This is a genomic window from Nocardia sp. NPDC046763, assembly GCF_040645495.1.
Taxonomy (GTDB): domain Bacteria; phylum Actinomycetota; class Actinomycetes; order Mycobacteriales; family Mycobacteriaceae; genus Nocardia.
In genome coordinates this window covers 328,375-347,729 of the sequence record NZ_JBEYYI010000007.1, presented here as the reverse complement: position 1 = coordinate 347,729, position 19,355 = coordinate 328,375, and the positions used below count along the sequence as shown (strand labels likewise).

The window sequence follows — 19,355 nt, the reverse complement described above, 5'->3', positions numbered from 1 at the left end:
CTAGCGCCCGGCTACTCGGGCAGGACCAGCACGGCGGCGTCCGTCCAGCGTTCGGCGGCCGTCGTCGGCGCGTCGAGCACCACGGCCCGAAGATCCTCGAGCGCAACGGGATTCAGCTCGCCGAGGCGATCGTGGTCGGCGAAGACGTGGGTGACCCACTCGTCGCCCAGCGCCTCCGAGAGATCCGGTCCGGCCGAATCCCCCAGCACCGCTGAATCCACCAGGACCACGGAGGCTCCGACCGCGCCCGCCGCGACCACTTCGATCAGGGTCAGCGCCGAATCGGCCGCACCGTGGTGGAAGGTGCGCGACTCGAAGGTCAGGTCGAGGGCGCGGGCCCGGTTCACCGCGGCGGCCAGGCCGTCGTAGGTGAGGGTCCGGTCCACCGCCGCGTGGGCGATATCGGTGCCGCTCAGTGCGCGAATCCGGTTGGCGTAGGTGACCGGTCGCGCCGATTCGGCGGCGATCTCGGCCGCCGTCTCGGGGTCGTCGAGCGACAGCCATTCGATGCCGCGCACGCCGCCGGGCGCAGCGCCGACGGTGATGCCGACCTTCACATCCCGGCCCGGGACTTCCGCGGCGGCGAAGGGCACCACCATGGTTCCCGCCTTCAGCACCGCCCACAGCGCGACCACCTGGTCGACGCCGCGGTCCAGGCGCAGCACCACACCGGTACCTGGGCCGCTGCCGCGGGCGATGAGCACCCGGGCCAGCCGGGAGGAGCGGGCGTCGAGTTCCTGATAGGTCAGCGCCTCGTCGCCCCACACCAGCGCCGGGCCGTCCGGGTCGTCCTCGGCAGCGGTGGTGAGCACCTGGGCCAGGGCCGCACCACGCACGCCGACTCCGGCGGGTTCCGGTGCCGGCTGCGACAGTGCCTGCACCGCAGCCGATTCCGCGGCGTCCAGCAACAAGATGTCACCGACCGGCAGCTGCGGATCCGCGGCGACCGAGGTGAGCACGCGCTCGAGGGCCCGGCCGAAGGACGCCATGGACGCTGCCTCGAACAGCTCGGTGTCGTAGTTGAGGATCACGGCCAGCTCACCCGCCGCGCCCGCCGCGCCGGGGCGGGGTTCCACACTGATCTGCAGATCGAACTTGGCCGTCGCCAGCTCGGTGTCGACCGCCGCCACCGTCAGGCCCGGCAGCTCCAGCACCGGGGTCTCGGTGTTCTGCAGCGAAAGCACCACCTGCAGTAGCGGATTCGCCGCGGTCCGGCCGGGCGCGGCGAGTTCGGCGACCCGTTCGAACGGCACGTCCGCGTGGGCGAAGGCCGACAGGTCGGTCTCGCGGGCCCGCTCGACCAGCTCGTCGAACGATGCGGCAGCGTCGACCCGGGTGCGCAGAGTGAGGGTATTGACGAACATGCCGACCAGATCGTCGAGCGCGCGCTCGCCGCGCCCGGCGACCGCCGTACCCAGGACGATGTCGGCGCTGCCCGACAGCCGCGACAGCCAGGCCGCCACCGCCGCATGCACCACCATGAACAGCGACGCATTGTGGTTGCGCGCCAGGCGATTCAGCCCCGCGTGCACCTCGGCGGGCAGGGTGAAGTCGAGCAGCGCGCCGCGCATGGCGGCGGCCGGCGGGCGCGGCCGGTCCAACGGCAGGATCGGGCGGTCCGCCAGACCGGCCAGCTGCTCACGCCAGAACGCGACCTGCGCGGCGGCGGGCGAGTCCGCGTCGTCCTCGACGCCGACGGCCGCCCGCTGCCACACCGCGTAGTCGGCGTACTGCACCGGCAGCGGCGCCCACGCCGGGGCCTCGCCGGCGGAGTGCGCGAGGTAGGCGGTCATCAGGTCGCGGGCCAGCGGGGCCATGGAGGCGCCGTCGGCCGCGATGTGGTGGGCCACCAGGACCAGCAGGTAGTCGTCCGGATCGTCGCCGGTGATCAGGCGCACCCGCACCGGAACCCGCTGGGCCACATCGAATCCGGTGCTGATCAGCTCGGCGACCCGGCCGCCGATATCGCCGGACCGCTCCACCTCGAGGCCGTGCGGCAGCACATCGGCGACCGAGAGGATCTCCTGGTAGGCCGGTGCGCCCGGAGCCGATTCGGGGTAACGCGTACGCAGCACCTCGTGGCGGGTCAGCACATCCTCGACGGCGTGCCGCAGCGCGGGCACATCGAGTGCACCGGTCAGGCGGATGACCATCGGAATGTTGTAGGCCGGGGACTCCGGGTCCAGCTGATTGAGCACCCACATGCGCTGCTGCGCAAGGGAGAGCGGGACCCGCGCCGGCCGCTCCCCCGCCACCAGCGGCGGACGCACGCCCGTCGCGGCTCCCGGCACGATCCGCGCCGCCAACCCGGAAACCGTTGCGGTCTCGAAGAGTTCGCGCACAGCCACATTTGCGTCGAGGGCGGCGTTGATGCGGGCCACCGCGCGGGTGGCGATGAGCGAGTTGCCGCCCAGTTCGAAGAAGTCGTCGTCCGCGCCCACCCGGTCCGCGCCGAGCAGTTCGGCGAAGACATCGGCCACGCTCTCCTCGATCGGGGTCGAGGGCGCGCGGAAGGTCTTGGCCTCGAACACCGGGGCCGGGAGCGCCTTGCGGTCCAGCTTGCCGGAGGCATTGAGCGGGAACGCGTCGAGCACCACGATGGCGTTGGGCACCATGTAGGCCGGAAGCGTCCGGGCCAGACCGGCTTTCAGCTCCTCGGCGGTGGCCTCGGCGCTCACCACGTAGCCGACCAGCTGGTCACCGGTGTGCGCGTCCGCGCGCACCATCACGACCGACTGCGCGATACCCGGCTGCGCCAGCAGTGCCGCCTCGATCTCACCGAGTTCGATGCGCAGACCGCGCAGCTTCACCTGGAAGTCGGTGCGGCCCAGGTACTCCAGCTCACCTGCGGCATCCCACTTCACGAGATCGCCTGTGCGGTAGAGGCGTTCACCCGTGCCGAACGGATCGGCCACGAAGCGATCGGCGGTCAGGTCGGGCCGCTCGACGTAGCCGCGCGCCAGCTGCACACCGGCGAGATACAGCTCGCCCGCGACACCGACGGGCACCGGGTTCAAACGTGAATCCAGCACGTAGACACGGGTATTGAAGACGGGGCGGCCGATCGGCACCGACACCGTGTCGGCAGCGGTCACCTCGTGATAGGTGACATCGACCGCGGCCTCGGTCGGACCGTAGAGGTTGTGCAGCCGTGCACCGGTCAGCTCCCGCAGCTGCCGCGCGGTGGGCGCGGGCAACGCCTCACCGGAGGCGAACACTGTGTTTAATTTGCCTCCGCTGCGCTCCGGCGGGTTCGCGGCGCTGGAGGTCTCGATTCTTCCCTCCTCCGCTCCTCCGTTTCGCTCCCCCGCGCCGCGAACCAATGGGTTGCTCTCACCCAGTGCTGCGACGAAGGCGGAGAGCATGGACGGCACGAAATGGGCGGTGGTGACACCCTGTTCCGCGATGATCTGCGCCAGGTACACCGGATCGCGATGCCCGTCCGGCTTGGCGACCACCAGGCGCGCACCGGTCTGCAAGGGCCAGAAGAACTCCCACACCGACACGTCGAAGGTGGCCGGAGTCTTCTGCAGCACCGCGTCTTCCGCGGTCAGCGCGTACTCGTGCTGCATCCACACCAGGCGGTTCACGATGGCCCGGTGCTCGACGGCGACGCCCTTGGGGCGGCCGGTCGAGCCGGAGGTGAAGATGACATAGGCGGTGTGGTCCGGCCGCAGCGGCCGGACGCGCTCGGCATCGGTGATCGGTGCGCCGCTGTGCGACCGCGCCGCAACCTCCGCCCGCTCCACCGTGACTGTCGCGACATCGCGTGCGCCGGCATCGAATTCGTCCCGCTCGGCGGTGAGCAGCAAACGCGGGCGCGCGGTGTCGAGAATGTGGCCGATGCGATCGAGCGGCTGGTCCGGGTCGAGCGGCACGTACGCGGCGCCGGCCTGCAGCACCGCGTACATGGCCACGACCAGTTCGGTCGAGCGCCGCAGGGCCAGCGCCACCAGGGATTCCGGCCCCGCGCCCTCGGCGATGAGCAGCCGTGCCAGGCGATTGGCCCGTTCGGACAGCTCGCGATAGGTGAGGGTCTCGTCCGCGAAGCTCAGCGCGACGGCGTCCGGGGTGGCCGCCACCTGCGCCTCGAACCGCGAAACCAGGGTCGTCGCAGCGCCTTCCGGCAGCGTCGCCGCCACGTCGAAGGTGGTGGCGTTCCAGTCGCCCAGCACCCGCTGCCGCTCCCCCGCGGAGAACAGCGCGAGATCGCCGACCGGGGCAGCCGGGGCGGCGGTCACCGCGGCGAGTACCCGCTGGAAGCGAGCGGCCAGCTCGGCGACCGTGGCCGCGTCGAACAGGTCCTGGGCGTAGGAGAATTCGGCGGCCAGGCCGGTGGCGTCGCCGTGCTCGTCGTACGACTCCTGCATGGTGAGCTGCAGGTCGAACTTGGCGAACGGGATCTCGAGGTCCGCGCCGGCCACCGTGAGCCCGGGGAGTTCCAGGCGGGTGGGCGCCATGTTCTGGAAGGTCAGCATGACCTGGAACAGCGGATTGCGGGCCTGCGAGCGGGCGGGGTCCAGCAGTTCCACCAGGCGCTCGAACGGCACGTCGGCGTGGCCGAAGGCGCGCACATCGGTCTCGCGCACCCGTGCCACCAGGTCCGCGAAGGAGACGGCCGGATCGATGTCGGTGCGCAGCACCAGGGTGTTGACGAACATGCCGATGAGGTCGTCGAGTTCGGCCTCGCCGCGTCCGGCCACCGGCGTGCCGATGGCGATGTCGCGGGTGCCGGAGAGCCGGGCCAGCAGCACGGCCAGCGCCGAGTGCACCACCATGAACAGGGTGGTGTTGTGCGTCTCGGCGAAATGCCGGGCGGCCGCGTAGATCTCGTCGTCGATGTGGAAGGCGTGGGTGCCGCCGCGGTACGAGGCGACGGCGGGCCGCGGCCGATCCCAGGGCAGCACCAGCTCGTCGGGCAGGTCCGCGAGGGTGTCGCGCCAGTAGGCGATCTGACGGGACAGAGCCGAGGCCGGGTCGTCCTCGCTGCCCAGCGATTCCCGTTGCCACACCGCGTAATCGGCGTACTGCACCGGCAGCGGGGCCCACTGCGGGGCGGCGCCGCGCATGCGCTCGGCGTAGGCGGAGACCAGGTCGCGGGCCAGCACGCCGATCGAAACACCGTCGGCGGCAATGTGATAGATCGCGGCCACCAGCACGTGCTCGTCGGGTGCGAGCCGCAGCAGGCGCAGCCGCAGCGGCGGCGCGGCGGTGACGTCGAAGCCCGCGCCGACCACCTCGGCCACTCGGGCCGGGATCTCGGCGGCGTCGATGTCGACGACCGGCAGTTCGGGCAGCGCCCGCGGATCGCCGGCGGGCAACACCAGCTGGTAGCCCTCGCCGTCGACCTCCGGGTAGATGGTGCGCAGGACCTCGTGGCGCGCAACCAGATCCGCGGCCGCGGCGCGCATGGCGTCCACGTCGAGGGCGCCGGACAGCCGCACCGCGAGCGGCATATTGTCGACCGCGCTGTTCGGGTCGAAACGGTTGAGGAACCACATGCGCTGCTGTGCGAACGACAGCGGCACCCGGTTCGGGCGGGGCAGCGAGCCGAGCGCCGGTCCGGCGGCGGCCGGGGCCGATTCGCCGTCGAACCGCCGGGCCAGCTCGGCCACGGTCGAGCCTTCGAACAGTACGTGGACCGGGACCCGCACACCGAGTGCGGTGCCGATGCGCGCGGCGGCCTGCGCGGCCAGCAGCGAGTTGCCGCCCAATTCGAAGAAGTCGTCGTCCGCACCCACCCGCGCGTCCGGGTTGTCCGGAATCAGCAAGGCGGCGAACACGTCCGCGACGATCTCCTCGGCGCGGGTGGCGGGGGCCCGGAACTCGCGGGCCGCGAAAACCGGTTCCGGCAGGGCATTCCGGTCCAGTTTGCCGACCGGGGTCAGCGGAATCTCGTCCAGCACCAGCAGCGCGGCGGGCACCATGTAGGCGGGCAGCGATTCGCCGACGTACGCCGCCAGCGCCGCGGTGTCCAGGGTCGCGCCCGGCCGCGGCAGCACGTACGACACCAGCGCGGTCGCGCCGGAGGGCAGCGTCTTGCCCAGTGTCGCAGCGAAATCCACGTCGGGGTGCGCGCTCAGCGCATTGTCGATCTCGCCCAGTTCGATGCGCAGGCCGCGGATCTTGACCTGGAAGTCGGAGCGGCCCAGATACTCGATGATGCCCGAGTTGTCGGATTCGGCGGGGGTGCGGCGCACCAGGTCGCCGGTGCGGTACAGGCGTGCGCCCGGCGCGCCCGCGGCCTCGCCGAACGGACTCGCCACGAAGCGTTCCGAGGTCAGACCCGGCCGGCCCCTGTAGCCCTGTGCCAGCGCCGGACCCGACAGGTACAGCTCGCCGACCACGCCGTCCGGCACCGGCCGCAAGCGCGAATCCAGCACATACGCACCGACACCCGGGATGGCCGAGCCGATGGTGATCGGCTCGCCGGGCAGCAGCGGGGCGCTCGAGGTGGCGAGAATGGTCGCCTCGGTCGGGCCGTAGCCGTTGTAGAAGGAGCGTTCGGCGGTCGCCCAGCGCGACACCAGTTCCGGGCCGAACTTGTCACCCGCGACCACCACGGTGGTCAGCTCGGTCAGCCCGGCCGGATCCACCGATTCCAGTGCGCCCGGGGTGATCAGCACATGGGTGACGGCCTCACGGCCCAGCAGCTCGGCCAGTTCCACGCCGCCGAAGACCCCGGCCGGTGCGATGACGAGGGTCGCACCGGCGGTGAAGGTCAGCAGCAGTTCCAGCACCGAGACGTCGAAACTCGGCGAACAGACGTGCAGCACACGCGAATCCGCGGTGACCGCGTAGTGCTCCCGCTCGGCGGCCACCAGCCCGGCCAGGCCGGTGTGGGTGACCACCACGCCCTTGGGCTTCCCGGTCGACCCGGAGGTGTAGATGACATAGGCCGGATGCTGCTCGGTGAGCGTGCCCGGCCGGTCGGCGTAGGAGATGGGGTGATCCGGGTACGCGGCGATGCGCTGCGCGTGTGCCGGATCGTCCAGTTCGATCCACTCGGCGGCGGTGCCCAGCGCGGCGCGGTACTCTCGCGTCGTCAAGCCCAGCACCGCGCCGGAATCGGTGAGCAGGTGTTCGATGCGATCGGGCGGATAGGCCGGATCGACCGGCACGTAGGCCGCGCCCGTCTTGGCGATGGCCCAGACCGACAGCACCGATTCGATGGAGCGGGTGATGCCGATCGCGACCATGTCGCCGGGGCCGACGCCGCGGCCGATCAGTTCCCGGGCGAGCTGTGAGGACCCTGCATCGAGTTCGCGGTAGCTGATCTCGCGCTGGTCGGCCGGGTTTCCGGTGGGATTGAACCGGATGGCGATGTCGTCGGCGGCGGACTCGACCGCGGCGGTGAGCAACTGCCCGAAGAGAGGGCTGCCGGACCGACGCCGACGATTACCGCGAGCTGTACGGCGGGCAGTATCCATTCGCGTGCATTCACCTCTCGGGTTCATCTTTTCCGCAGGCCGAAGACACTCGGCCCGACCCACGAAAAAAGGGCGCCTTGTTCCCTGGACGCCAACGGGTGAGCGGATCAATCAATCATATCGATGCTCGCGCGCGGCCTCGAGCAGCCCGAGCACAGTGACTATCGCTGAGCAGCGGCGATTGTTGCTATGAAGTGACTTGCGCCACAGTGGTTCACAGCCAGCCGCGGCGTGTCGCCTGCACCCCGGCCTGAAACCGCGTGCTGGCGCCCAGGCGCTCGAGCAGACTCGCGGTGCGGCGCACCACCGTTCGGCGCGAGAGGCCGAGCCGGCGGGCGATGGTGTCGTCGGTGGCGCCCATGCTCATCAGGGTCAGGATCGCCTTGTCGCGCTCGTCGAGGGCTTCGGCAGGGTTCACCGAGATCGGCGTGGCCAGCAGCCACAGCGAGTCGAACGTCTTGACCAGCAGGTCCAGCGTGGGCGACGGGCCGACGCGCACGCCCATGGGGTCGCCGCGGCGCTCGTCGGTGTGCAGCACCAGCACCGCGCGCCGATCGTCGGCGACGATCAGCTTCATGGGCGGATCGGGCAGCGTACGCGCCTGCGCCCCAATCGCATTGGTGGCCAGGACATGGCGCAGCCGCTCCGGGTCCTGGTAGATGGTCTCCTGGTACAGGGTGCGGTAACCGATGCCCGCGGTGATGCGGGAGGACTTCAGCTCGAACATCCGCTCCTCGGTCTCCACATCGGAGAGGAACGGGCCGCGCTCCACCACCTTCACGCAGGCGTGCGCGGTGTGCTGCAGGTCCTCGAAATCGGCCAGCAACTGGCGACGTTCATAGACCGCCACCACCGCGCCGTCGGCATCGGTGGTGCGGCGCACCGAGCGGAAGGTCTCGCCCAGGCGCGCGGCGGCCGACTGCATACGCAGCATGTCCTGATTGCGGCGGCGAGTCTCGGCCTCCGACAAGGCTTCCGGCGCATGCGCGTCGAACCGCACCACGCCCTTGCCGTCGGTGAGGCGCACCGCGGCCTCGAGCTGGCACAGCGCCTCCAGCGCGGTCTCGGCCACGCGCGGCGGGATGGTCAGCCGCTCGGCCACCTCGAGCACGGTCGAGCGCGGGTGCTGCACGAGCACCGCGTAGGAGCGGCCGGGCACGGAGGCCGGGTCGAAGAGATCGTCCAGTGTCGTCACCGCACCCACCGGCGTGCGCCGGTCCGGAAAGCGTCCGGTCGAGGGCAGCGGTGAACGGTCTACTGGTCCGGTCCCCACTGCTGCTGCATGAGAACGCCCTTGCTGGCTAGCCATGGCAGCGGATCCATCTTGTTGTCGGCGGCGTCCCAGATCTCGAGGTGCAGATGGGGACCTGTGGAGTTTCCGCGGTTTCCCACGGAGGCGATGACATCGCCGGTGTTCACCCGCTGGCCGACGGTCACGTACATGTCGTTGACGTGACCGTAGACCGCGGTGGTGCCGTCGTCCTGCTTGACGCGCACCCAGAGGCCGAAGCCGGAGGCGGGGCCGGCGGAGATGACCTCGCCGCCCATGACCGAATGGATCGGCGTGCCGATCGGGTCGGCGAAGTCGATGCCGTAATGCATTGCGCCCCAGCGCATGCCGAAGCCGGAGGTGAGCTGGCCGTCGACCGGCTTGACCACGTTCGGGCCCGGGTTCAGCTGCTGCTGGAGGTTCTTGAGGGTCTGCTCGGCCTGCTGCAGCGGCGCGGAGATCTCCGGCGGCAGGTTCTGCAGGCCGAACGGGGCCGGATCGGGCGTGGCGGCCGCGATCGGCTGGGCCTGCGGGGTCTGCGCCGCGGGGGCGGAGTCCCTGGCCTGCTTCAGATCGAGGTCGGCCTGCTCGGCCGGGGCGACGTCCTCGCCGATGGTGGCGGGCTTCTCGTCGTGCGTGGGTAGCAGCGGCGCGGCGTGCGCCAGGGCCGGGACCAGCTGCGTTCCGGTGCCGATCAGGGCGCCGGCGGCGACGGCCACACCCGCGGCGGTCTTCACGCGCTCGGCGGTGGAGGGTTCGGCCCGGTGGCGGCGACGCGAGATGGTGCCGGTGTGGCCCACACCGGAATCACCCAGCAGATCCATGACTGTGACAGAGTTCGCGGTCGTTCGATGATGCGGCACTGCAAGTCCTAGCGCTCGGTGGGTCCGGTAACGATTCGGCATCGCTGTGATGGAAACAGTACTCGCCCGTGACCAATTCGCAACCTTTTGTGCGATAACGCCAGGTCGAGTGCTCGAACCCTTGATCACAAACCGTAACCGAAGGCGCACAATTGCGAGATGGTTCTCGACGAGTTGGATACGCCGATCGTTCTTGCCCCCATGGCGGGCGGACCTTCCACCCCCGAACTGGCCGCCGCCGTGACCGAGGCCGGCGGGCTGGGCTTCGTTGCCGCCGGATACCTGCCCGCGGGCGAACTGGCCGCGCGAATCAAGGCCACGCGGACACTGACCTCCGGAGCGTTCGGGGTCAATCTGTTCTATCCGTCCGAACCGAGTCCGACCGAGGGGTTCGAGACATATATACGGACGCTGGCGGCCGAGTTCCCGGTCGGCGAGGCCCGCTACGACAGCGACGACTGGGCCGCCAAGCTGGACCTGCTGATCGCCGATCCGGTGCCGGTGGTGTCCAGCACCTTCGGCTGCCCGACCGCCGGGGAGATCACGCGCCTGCACGCGGCCGGGTCCGAGGTGTGGGTGACGGTCACGACCGTGGCCGAGGCCCGGCAAGCGGTGGCCGCGGGCGCGGACGTGCTGATCGCACAGGGCGCGGAGGCGGGCGGGCACCGCGGCGTCTTCGTCGACGATCCGGCCGAGGACCTCACCGATCCACTGGGCCTGCTGCCCCTGCTGCAACTGCTGCGCGCCGAGGTGGACACGCCCATCGTGGCGGCGGGCGGCCTCGCGACCGGGGCGGCCGTCGCGGGCGTGCTGTGCGCGGGTGCGGCGGCGGCGCAGCTGGGCACCGCGTTCCTGCGCTGCCCCGAGGCCGGGACCGCGCCGCTGGCCCGGGAGGCCGTCGCCACCGCGACGCCGACCATGCTGACCCGCGCCTTCACCGGGCGACGGGCGCGCGGGCTGCGCAACCGGTTCATGGTGGAACACCTGGACGCTCCTGTCGCCTATCCCGAGATCCATTACGCCACGGGGCCTTTGCGGGCGGCTGCGCGAGCGGCCGGCAATACCGACGCGGTGAATCTCTGGGCAGGTCAGGCGCATTCGCTGACTCCCGAGCTACCAGCGGGCGAGCTGGTCCGCACGCTGTCGGCGGATGCGAGAAATGCTCTGCAACGGGTACTTTCGCTGCGAATCCAGTGTTATTGACAACGTTTTCCGTTTAGAATCGGCTGACACCTTCCGCCATCCCATGAGGAGAGCGACATGTCACTCGACGTACCCACCGCACTACTCGAGCGCGCCGAACGCGGTGAAGTAAGCGACGCAGAGTTCGTCGAATGCGTCCGTAGTTCGCTGCCCTACGCCTACGAGGTCGTCAGCCGGGTAGCCGCCGATCTGCGTTCCGGCACGGCGGAATACGCCGACAACACCATTCCCCCGCCGGATGAGACCGCCCGGGGCCAGCTGTTGCGCGCCATGGCCTCCGACGCCATCCGCGGCGGCCTGGAACGTCACTTCGGCATCAAGCTCGCCTTCCAGAACTGTCACCGGGTGGCGGCCTTCCCGCTCACCTCGGTCGGTGGCGACACCTACACCACTTTCATCTCCACCCGCGCCCAGCTGCTCAACCAGAGCCCGGAACTCCGGAACTGCTGAGCGCACTTCGAAACTGCTGAGCGCACAGCCCGATTCGGCGCGACCGCGACCCGGTCCCGCCGAATCGCTGTGTTCTAGCGCCGACGCACCGCACGGAACTTCCGGATCTCCCGCGCCGCCAGCGCCGCGAACGCGAAGAACGGCCCGACGAAGAACAGATAGGCGACCACCGTGGTCAGCCCGTCGCCGAACCCGTCGGTAAAGGTCACCCCCACCACTCCGACGGTCATCACCGCGAAGAACAGAAGGCAGAGCGCCAGCACCACCCACCACACGGGCTGCCACGGCCGAATCCGCGGCCGCTCCACCGAATTTCCGATCTCGGCATATCCCGCCGCATAGGGCGATAAATACCCCACGCCGCCCGGCACCTGACCCCCTGGCATTCCGGCGGCTGGAGGCATTGCGGCCGGTGATATTCCGCTGGGCGGTGGTGTCATTCCGCTGGGCGGTGGTGTCGCGGGCCAGGACAGGCCGCCGGGCGGGGGTGTGGCCCCGGCCGGGATGTGGTTGTAGGGCGAAGCAGTAGCGTTCCGGACCGGGGGCGGCGTGTAGGCCGGGTACTGCGGTGTGGGCGCGGAGCCATGGCTCGGAACGGGTTCGCCACCATCCCATTTCGCCGTCCGGTCCGCCCGGCGGACCGCGCCGGGGCGCGGTGCAGGGGCAGATTCCAGGGCCGCGCGGGCGGCGGTGGCCAGCGCTCCCGCGCTGGGGAACCGGTGAGCCGGGTCTTTGGCGAGACCGCGGACGATGATGACATCGAGAGCGGCGGGGACGAGTGGGTTGCGATCGCTCGGCCGGGGCGGGTCGGCGGTGAGGTGGGCGGCCATCTGCTGGACCGGATCGGTGTGGGCGAAAGGCTTCACGCCGGTGAGGATTTCGTAGAGCAGGCAAGCGAGGGAGTAGACGTCGGAGCGGAGGTCCTCGGTACCGGAGTAGCGCTCGGGCGCCATGTAGGCCCAGGTACCCACTGCCACACCGGTACTGGTGATGGTGGCCTGGCCGACGCCGCGGGCGATGCCGAAGTCGATGAGGTAGGCGAAGCCGTTGGGGAGGGTCAGGACGTTGGAGGGCTTCACATCCCGGTGCACCAGGCCCGCGCGGTGCGCGATATCGAGGGCTTCGGCGATCTGGGTGATGAGGTCGACCGCACGGTCGGGCCGGAGCGAGCCCACCTCGCGCAGGATCTTGCCCAGATCCGAGCCTTCGATCAGCTCCATGTCGATGTACAGGCGGCCGTCGAGTTCGCCGAAGGCGTGGATGGGCACCACATGCGGTCCGCGCAGCCGCGCGGCCAGCCGCGCCTCGCGTTCGAACCGCCGCCGGTAGTCCTCGTCGGTGGCGAGCTCGACGGGGAGCAGCTTCAATGCGACTTCCCGCTCGAGATGCGTGTCCTCGGCCAGCCACACCTGGCCCATTCCGCCCCGCCCGATCAGCTCGACGAGTCGATAATGGCCGAGATTGCCTGCCCCCGGCACCTGCCCTCCCCCATGCTCCACCGCGTACTGCGAGGTGCCCAGCATACGACCCCGGGCGGGGAAACACACGGTGCCGAATCCCGCCGAATCGCTGCCGGTTCAGACCTCCTGGAGCTTGCGCTTGAGTACCTTGCCGGTGGGGTTGCGGGGTAGTTCGGCCAGGAAGACCACCTCGCGGGGGACCTTGTAGCGGGCCAGATTGGCCTTCACGAAGTCCTTGATCTCGAGCTCGGTGAGCTGGTGGCCGTCGTGGACGACCACGAAAGCCTTGAGGCGCGCACCGAATTGCTCGTCGGGGACGCCGAGGACGGCCGCCTCCCGCACCGACGGGTGGGTGTAGAGCAGTTCCTCGACCTCCACCGGGAAGACGTTCTCACCACCGGAGACGATCATGTCGTCGTCGCGGCCGTCGATGAAAAGCCTGCCCGCGCTGTCGATGTGGCCGACATCGCCGGAGGACATGAGGCCGCGGATGATCTCCTTGTGGCCGCCGCCGGTGTAGCCCTCGAACTGGATGGTGTTCCCGACGAAGATACGGCCGGTGGCCCCGGCCGGTACCCGGCTGCCCCGATCGTCGAGGATCTCCACCCGGGCCCCCAGCACCGGCCGGCCCACGCAACCGGGCTCCTCGGAAAGGTCCTCGGGCGTGGCGATGGTGGCGTAGGCGACCTCCGTCGAGCCGTACAGGTTGTAGACGACCGGCCCGAAGGCCGCCGTCACCTCCCGACACAGGTGCGCACCCAGCTGGGAGCCCGCGACGAAAATAATGCGCAGCGCGGACAGATCGTGCCCGGTGAGCGCACGGCCGCCCAGGTCGATCATGCGGGCCAGCATGACCGGGACGACGATCGCCGTGGTGGCCCGGTGCCGCGCCATGGAGTCGATGGCGGCCTGCGGGTCGAAGCGGCGGCGGATCACCAGGGTGGAGCCGAAGCCGAGAGTCAGCATGGCGCAGGCGAATCCGAGCGTGTGGAACATGGGGGCGCAGCACTCGGTCACCTCGTTCACCCGGAACGGGACCTTGGACAGCAGACCGCCCAGCGACAGCAGCGATTTCGGCTCGGTGCGCGGCGCGCCCTTGGGGGTGCCGGTGGTGCCGCTGGTCAGGAGGATGATCTTGGGTTCCGCGCCGGGCGCGGGCGGCGCGGCGGGCGAGCCGGTCTCGATGAGGAATTCGAGGCTGTCCTCGCGCGGCTGCTCGGTCCAGGCCCGGTAACTGCCACGCCGGGGGCTCACCTCGTCGAGCATGTGCGCGTACTCGTCGTCGTAGACGAGCAGGTCGGTGCCCTCACGAGTGGCGACATCGCGAATCTGCGGGCCCGCGAAATCGGTATTGAGCAGGATGATCCGGGCCCCGCACTTGGCGGCGGCGAAGATCGCGTCCAGCAGGCCGCGGTGATTGCGGGCCAGGATCGCCACGCCCTCATGGGGTTTCAGGCCACGCTCGCGCCAGGCGTTGGCCAGCCGATTCGACCGGTCCTCCAGTTCGGCGAAGGTCAGCTCGCCCAGCTCGTCGATGACCGCGACCCGCCCGCCGTACCGGGCCGCCGACAGCCGCAGCCCCGCCGCCAGCGTGCCGTAGCGCAGCATGGCTGTGGCCGCCGACAGCAGCACCACCGGTGATTCCAGCCGGGCCAGCCCGGCCTCCAGCACCAGCCGCGCCGATTCCGCCTCCAGATAGGCCCGCTCCCCCGCCGACCTGATCAGTCCGAACGTCATGCGCGGCCACCCCCGGCCTGCGTGATCGACAGTACCTTCCTTGCCGTGACCGGCCGTGCGGTGTGCGCGCGTGTCGATTCCACCCGGACCTCCTCGTCCACCCCTGCAGATTGCGGGCATCTGCCCTCAAACTAACGGTACGGACCCGGTGCCGCGACCGGAACCACTCCGCCGCAAGCTCCGGCATTGGAGTTCGCGTCGTGCCTATAGTGGCGACCGTGACAGATCCGTTGTCGGCGAACCGGCGGAACTGGGATGCCCGGGCGGGCATTCACGCCGCCAGCAGCTTCTACCGCGATCGGGATTCCAGCTACTGGTTCGCGCCGTTCGAATGGGACGCCCTCGGCGACGTGCGCGACCTCGACGTGGTGCACCTGCAATGCCATCTGGGCACGGAGACAATCGAATTCGCGCGGCGCGGGGCCCGCGCGGTGGGCCTGGACTTCTCGGCCGAATCGGTGCGGCACGCCCGCGAACTGGCCGGGGGCGCGGTCGACTACGTCTGCGCGGACGTCTACCAGGCGCGGGAAGCCCTGGGCGAGCGCACCTTCGACATCGCCTACACCGGCAAGGGCGCCCTCTGCTATCTCCCCGACCTGCCCCGCTGGGCCCGCGAAATCGCCGACCTGCTGCGCCCGGGCGGCCTGCTCTACCTGGTGGAATTCCATCCGCTGCTGCACGCCCTCGGCCCCACCCCGCTACCCGGTGTCGATGCGGGACAGCTTGTGCTGCACGACGATTACCTCGCCGGTCGCGGCGCCCAGCGCCGCGACAGCACCCACACCTACACCGACGGCCCCGACCTCAGCACCGACACCACCGCCTACGAATGGCGGCACGGCATCGGCGAAGTCATCAACGCCCTGCTCGCGGCGGGCCTGCGCATCACCGGCCTCACCGAGACCCACACGCTCCCGTGGCCCCGCTGGCCTCAGATGATCCGGACCGAAACCGGCTGGTGGCAACTCCCTCCCACCGACCCCATCATCCCGGTGCTCTACGGCCTGTCCGCGGTCAAGGACGCCTAGCCGCGGCGACACCGGACGCTCACGAGACCCGGAAGGCCCTCCGGTACGCGCCCGGAGTCGTTCCCACCTGCGCACGGAAACGGCGGCGCAGGTTCACCGCCGAGGCGAGACCGACGCGCGTCGCGATGGCGTCCACGGGCAGGTCCGTGTCCTCGAGTAGCGTGCGGGCCGCCACCACCCGGCGCGCAAGCAACCACGCACCCGGACTTGTGCCGAGTTGATCGTCGAAGCGGCGGGCCAGCGTGCGGGGCGAGACATTGAGGTGAGCAGCCATGTCGCGCACCGCGAGCGGCGAACCGAGCCGGCCCTCCACCCAGTCGAGCAGGCCGTCCAGCATGTCGGACGGCGGGGGCGTCGGCGCGTATTGGGTCTGGCCGCCCTCACGGTGCGGCGGCATCACCATGTGCCGGGCGAGCAGTGCGGCGTGGGCGGCACCGTGATCGCGGCGGACCAGGTGCAGGCACAGATCGATGCCCGCGCCCGCACCGGCGCTGGTGGCGACGTCGCCGTGGTCGACATAGAGGACGTCCGGCCGCACGTGAATCCGGGGAAACTCCGCCTGCAGCCGCTCGGCGCGCGCCCAGTGTGTGGTGGCGGCCCTGCCGTCCAGTAATCCGGTGCGCGCCAGGGCGAATACCCCCTGGCAGATCGTCACGATTCGAGCACCGCGGCCATGCGCCCGCAACAGCGCGCGACGCACGTGATCGGAGAGCGGCGCGTCCACCGGCGTCCAGCCCGGAATTATCACAGTGTCGGCGGAGGACAGCGCCGCAAGCCCGTGCGCCACATTCAGCGAGTACCCGGCCGTCGTGGGCACCAGTCCCGGCGTCTCGGTGCATACCCCGAATTCGTAGTAGTTCGGCACACCGTCCCGTTCGGTGCCGAATACCTCTGCGGCACAGCCGAGCTCGAAGGTCGACTGGACCGGCCGCACCAGAGCCGTCACGCGATGCATGGCAGAAAAGTACCCTATGACGTCTTTGCTGACACTGTGCCGCCCATCCCGCGCACGGCACCGTGGTCGGCATGACTTCCGAAATCCTCACCCAGCCCGGCTACACCTCGGCCTCCGTCACGGAATCCCCTGTGCGCGAGATCTTCCCGGGCATCCGGGTGCGCACCCTCTGGACGGGACCGAACGGCGCGAGCGCCAATGTCGTCGAGCTGGACCCGAACGCCTCCTGGCAGGGTCGGGACATCCATGAGCCCGGTCCCGAAGAGGTGTACGTAGTTTCGGGCGTCTTCAACGACGGCGCGCGCGACTACCCGGCCGGAACCTTCCTGCACGCCCCCGCCGGTTCCTGGCACATCCCCTCGACCGTCACCGGCTGCACCCTGTTCGTCTTCTACCCGGAGGGCTAGCCGAACCGCGATTGTCCACTTTTGACCATGACGCGTCCTCTTTCGACCTCGCCCCGGACACCGCCGCACACCAGCATGGAAGGCGTCGATCCGACCACGAAAGGACCAGGTCATGGCCACCCAGATCACCGATCCCGCCCAGCTGCCAAGGGTTTTCGAGGAGCGCCTGAACGCGGGCGATGTGGAGGGTGTGCTGTCGCTCTTCGCACCGGGCGCGACCATGCGCACCACCACCGGAGCCGTTATTTCCGGCGCGGACGCCCTGCGCCAGGAGATCAGCGGCACGGTCGCCGCCCGCGGACAGCTCACCAACAACGGCAAGCATCTGCTGATCGGCAGTGACGCAGCGTTGCTGGTCACCAACTGGACCCTGGAGATCGACGCGCCCAACGGCACGCGAGTCTCCCCTACCGGCACCACCGCGAACATCGCCCGGCAGCTCGAGAACGGGGAATGGCGATTCGCCGTCCTGAATCCGCTCGGGACGGCGTGAAGCGCTGCGGCACAGCGCACATTCCCAGCGCAGACCGGCGGGTGCGCCCTCGCGCCGAGGGCGCACCCGGGTGGGTCAGGACAGCGTGAAGACGGTCAGCGAGCCGTCGGCGTGCTGGGCGCGCAGGCGCTTCTTGTCGAACTTGCCGACGCTGGTCTTGGGGACCTCGGCGATGAAGCACCAGTGCTCGGGCAGCTGCCACTTGGCGAACTTGGGCGCCAGGAAGTCCCGCAGCTCTTCGGGTTTGGCCTCGGTGCCCTCGACCAGGACGATGGCGACCAGGGGGCGCTCGTCCCACTTCGTGTCCGGGATGCCGATGACGGCGGCCTCGGCCACGGCCGGGTGACCCATGACGGCGTTCTCCAGGTCCACCGACGAAATCCATTCGCCGCCGGACTTGATGACGTCCTTGGAGCGGTCGACCAGGGTGAGATAGCCATTCGGGCTGATCTTGCCGACGTCGCCGGTGCGCAGCCAGCCGTCGTGGAACTTGTCGGGATCGACCTCGCCGCCCGATGGCGAGTAGTAGGCGCCGGTGATCCACGGGCCGCGAACTTCCAACTCGCCCAGGGCTTCTCCGTCGTTCGGCAGCACCGAACCGTCATCGCCGACCAGACGCGCCTGCACACCGGCCGGGAAGCGGCCCTGGGTGTAGCGGTAGCTCCAAGCCTCCTCGCCCTCGGCGCCGGCGGGCGGGTGCGCCACCGAACCCAGCGGGGAGGTCTCGGTCATGCCCCAGGCGTGCAACAGCTTCACGCCGTGCCGCTCCTGGAAGGCCCGCATCATCGACGGCGGGACCGCCGCGCCGCCGACCACGCAGGTGCGCAGGTGCGAGATGTCCTGCGGCTGCGCCTGCAGCCCGGCCAGCACGCCGCCCCAGATGGTCGGCACCGCGGCGGCGAAGGTCGGCTTCGCCTCGGCCATCATCTCCAGCAGCGGTGCGGGCTGCAGGAAACGGTCCGGCATGAGCACATTCGCGCCCGACATGAGCGCGGCGTACGGAATGCCCCAGGCGTTGGCGTGGAACAGCGGCACGATGGCCAGCACGTTGTCGGCCGCGGTGAAGCCCATGCCGTTGGGCGAGATCACCTGCATGGCGTGCAGCCAGTTCGAGCGGTGCGAGTAGACGACGCCCTTGGGATCGCCGGTGGTGCCGGAGGTGTAGCACATACCGGCGGCGGAACGCTCGTCGATGACCGGGTAGTCGTAGGTGTCGGGCTGGGCGTCGAGAAGCTCCCGGTAGGAATGCACGGTGACGCCCTCGGGGGCCTGCAGCGCGGCGGCATCGCCATTGGCGACGATGACGTGGCGCACCGTCTTCAGGTTCGGCAGGTACTGCGCGAACATGGGCAGCAGCGAGCCGTCCACGATGACGACCTGGTCCTCGGCGTGGTTGGCCACGTACACCAGCTGCTCGGGGAAGAGCCGGATGTTCAGCGCGTGCAGCACCGCGCCCATGGCGGGCACCGCGATGTAGGCGACCATGTGCTCGTTGTTGTTCCACATGAACGTGCCGACCCGGTCACCGACGCCGATGCCCAGGTCACGCAGGGCATTGGCGAGCCGGGCCGCGTCCTGGCCGATCTCGCGATAGGTCTGGGTGCGTAAGCCGTCGCCGGTCCAGGTGGAGACATGGCTGTCCCCCTGGAACGTGGAGGCATAGCGCAGCAGTGTCGCGAGTGACAGCTGCTCGTCCTGCATGGTGCTCAACATTTCCCAACCGCTCCTTGCATGTACCTACTGGAGAGTGAACTGAGTCACTTGCGGCGAGCCTAGCCGATTCGGACATACACGGTTCAGGGCCCGAACTGACGGCATGGTGACCTCAGTCCGGGCCCGGTGAGCTGGCGAAATATTCGGGCTGCGAGCTGGCGAAATATTCGGGCTGCGAGCTGGCGAAATATTCGGGCTGCGGGCGGCGAACCCCACTTTCGCCGCCCGCAGCCCGCAACCGACCCGCCGCCGCCCAACACGACGACCAGCCGGCTCCGCAATCCTGATCAGCGCCGTGACCTGCTGACGACGCCCCCTGCGGCGGCGCAGAATAGCCAATCACTAA

General features: G+C 69.9%; 12 protein-coding genes. 5 read left to right on the top strand and 7 right to left on the bottom strand.

From position 1 onward, the window contains the following. Positions 1-11: 11 nt before the first annotated feature. The 3 genes from ABZ909_RS15170 to ABZ909_RS15160 form a co-directional block, all read right to left on the bottom strand. A complete protein-coding gene (locus tag ABZ909_RS15170) occupies positions 12-7,361 on the bottom strand; it encodes an amino acid adenylation domain-containing protein (RefSeq protein ID WP_356999213.1) in 7,350 nt (2,449 codons plus the stop codon). A 283-nt stretch (positions 7,362-7,644) separates the two neighbouring features. Beyond that, complete coding sequence (locus ABZ909_RS15165) at positions 7,645-8,625, bottom strand: helix-turn-helix transcriptional regulator (RefSeq protein ID WP_356999211.1); 981 nt, start codon at positions 8,623-8,625, stop codon at positions 7,645-7,647. Between the two features lie 59 nt (positions 8,626-8,684). Further along, positions 8,685-9,524, bottom strand: coding sequence for a M23 family metallopeptidase (locus ABZ909_RS15160; RefSeq protein WP_356999209.1), 840 nt, complete (start codon positions 9,522-9,524; stop codon positions 8,685-8,687). A 198-nt stretch (positions 9,525-9,722) separates the two neighbouring features. Here ABZ909_RS15160 and ABZ909_RS15155 point away from each other — a divergent pair, with 198 nt between their 5' ends. Together ABZ909_RS15155 and ABZ909_RS15150 are read left to right on the top strand one after the other, a co-directional pair. Continuing rightward, positions 9,723-10,766 carry a nitronate monooxygenase gene (locus tag ABZ909_RS15155; RefSeq protein WP_356999206.1) on the top strand — a complete coding sequence of 348 codons (1,044 nt, stop codon included), beginning with the start codon at positions 9,723-9,725 and terminating at the stop codon, positions 10,764-10,766. A 57-nt stretch (positions 10,767-10,823) separates the two neighbouring features. Then, the gene (locus ABZ909_RS15150; RefSeq protein ID WP_356999204.1) at positions 10,824-11,216 is read left to right on the top strand and encodes an SCO5389 family protein; all 393 of its coding nucleotides are present in this window, start codon (positions 10,824-10,826) and stop codon (positions 11,214-11,216) included. A 74-nt stretch (positions 11,217-11,290) separates the two neighbouring features. Here ABZ909_RS15150 and ABZ909_RS15145 read toward each other — a convergent pair whose 3' ends face one another. Then, the gene (locus ABZ909_RS15145; RefSeq protein WP_356999202.1) at positions 11,291-12,694 is read right to left on the bottom strand and encodes a serine/threonine-protein kinase; all 1,404 of its coding nucleotides are present in this window, start codon (positions 12,692-12,694) and stop codon (positions 11,291-11,293) included. A 99-nt stretch (positions 12,695-12,793) separates the two neighbouring features. Next, entirely contained in the window at positions 12,794-14,413 is a 1,620-nt protein-coding gene (locus tag ABZ909_RS15140; protein ID WP_356999200.1) for an acyl-CoA synthetase, read from the bottom strand. 218 nt (positions 14,414-14,631) lie between these two features. On the opposite strand from ABZ909_RS15140, the gene ABZ909_RS15135 reads away from it, so the two are divergent. Further along, a complete protein-coding gene (locus ABZ909_RS15135; RefSeq protein WP_356999197.1) occupies positions 14,632-15,441 on the top strand; it encodes a class I SAM-dependent methyltransferase in 810 nt (269 codons plus the stop codon). Positions 15,442-15,460: 19 nt separating this feature from the next. Here the strand turns inward: ABZ909_RS15135 and ABZ909_RS15130 are convergent, their stop codons facing one another. Further along, complete coding sequence (locus ABZ909_RS15130) at positions 15,461-16,396, bottom strand: helix-turn-helix domain-containing protein (RefSeq protein WP_356999195.1); 936 nt, start codon at positions 16,394-16,396, stop codon at positions 15,461-15,463. A gap of 71 nt (positions 16,397-16,467) precedes the next feature. Here ABZ909_RS15130 and ABZ909_RS15125 point away from each other — a divergent pair, with 71 nt between their 5' ends. Together ABZ909_RS15125 and ABZ909_RS15120 are read left to right on the top strand one after the other, a co-directional pair. Beyond that, entirely contained in the window at positions 16,468-16,803 is a 336-nt protein-coding gene (locus ABZ909_RS15125; protein WP_356999192.1) for a cupin domain-containing protein, read from the top strand. 112 nt (positions 16,804-16,915) lie between these two features. Then, a complete protein-coding gene (locus ABZ909_RS15120; protein WP_356999190.1) occupies positions 16,916-17,296 on the top strand; it encodes a nuclear transport factor 2 family protein in 381 nt (126 codons plus the stop codon). A 75-nt stretch (positions 17,297-17,371) separates the two neighbouring features. Here ABZ909_RS15120 and ABZ909_RS15115 read toward each other — a convergent pair whose 3' ends face one another. Continuing rightward, complete coding sequence (locus ABZ909_RS15115; RefSeq protein ID WP_356999187.1) at positions 17,372-19,009, bottom strand: long-chain fatty acid--CoA ligase; 1,638 nt, start codon at positions 19,007-19,009, stop codon at positions 17,372-17,374. Between the last annotated feature and the right edge of the window lie 346 nt (positions 19,010-19,355).

Bases quoted from the DNA above. Each gene is read 5' to 3' on its own strand.
- ABZ909_RS15130 (WP_356999195.1), bottom strand. From the start codon at position 16,396: ATGCATCGCGTGACGGCTCTGGTGCGGCCGGTCCAGTCGACCTTCGAG.
- ABZ909_RS15140 (WP_356999200.1), bottom strand. From the start codon at position 14,413: ATGACGTTCGGACTGATCAGGTCGGCGGGGGAGCGGGCCTATCTGGAG.
- ABZ909_RS15125 (WP_356999192.1), top strand. From the start codon at position 16,468: ATGACTTCCGAAATCCTCACCCAGCCCGGCTACACCTCGGCCTCCGTC.
- ABZ909_RS15160 (WP_356999209.1), bottom strand. From the start codon at position 9,524: ATGGATCTGCTGGGTGATTCCGGTGTGGGCCACACCGGCACCATCTCG.
- ABZ909_RS15150 (WP_356999204.1), top strand. From the start codon at position 10,824: ATGTCACTCGACGTACCCACCGCACTACTCGAGCGCGCCGAACGCGGT.
- ABZ909_RS15120 (WP_356999190.1), top strand. From the start codon at position 16,916: ATGGCCACCCAGATCACCGATCCCGCCCAGCTGCCAAGGGTTTTCGAG.
- ABZ909_RS15155 (WP_356999206.1), top strand. From the start codon at position 9,723: ATGGTTCTCGACGAGTTGGATACGCCGATCGTTCTTGCCCCCATGGCG.
- ABZ909_RS15115 (WP_356999187.1), bottom strand. From the start codon at position 19,009: ATGTTGAGCACCATGCAGGACGAGCAGCTGTCACTCGCGACACTGCTG.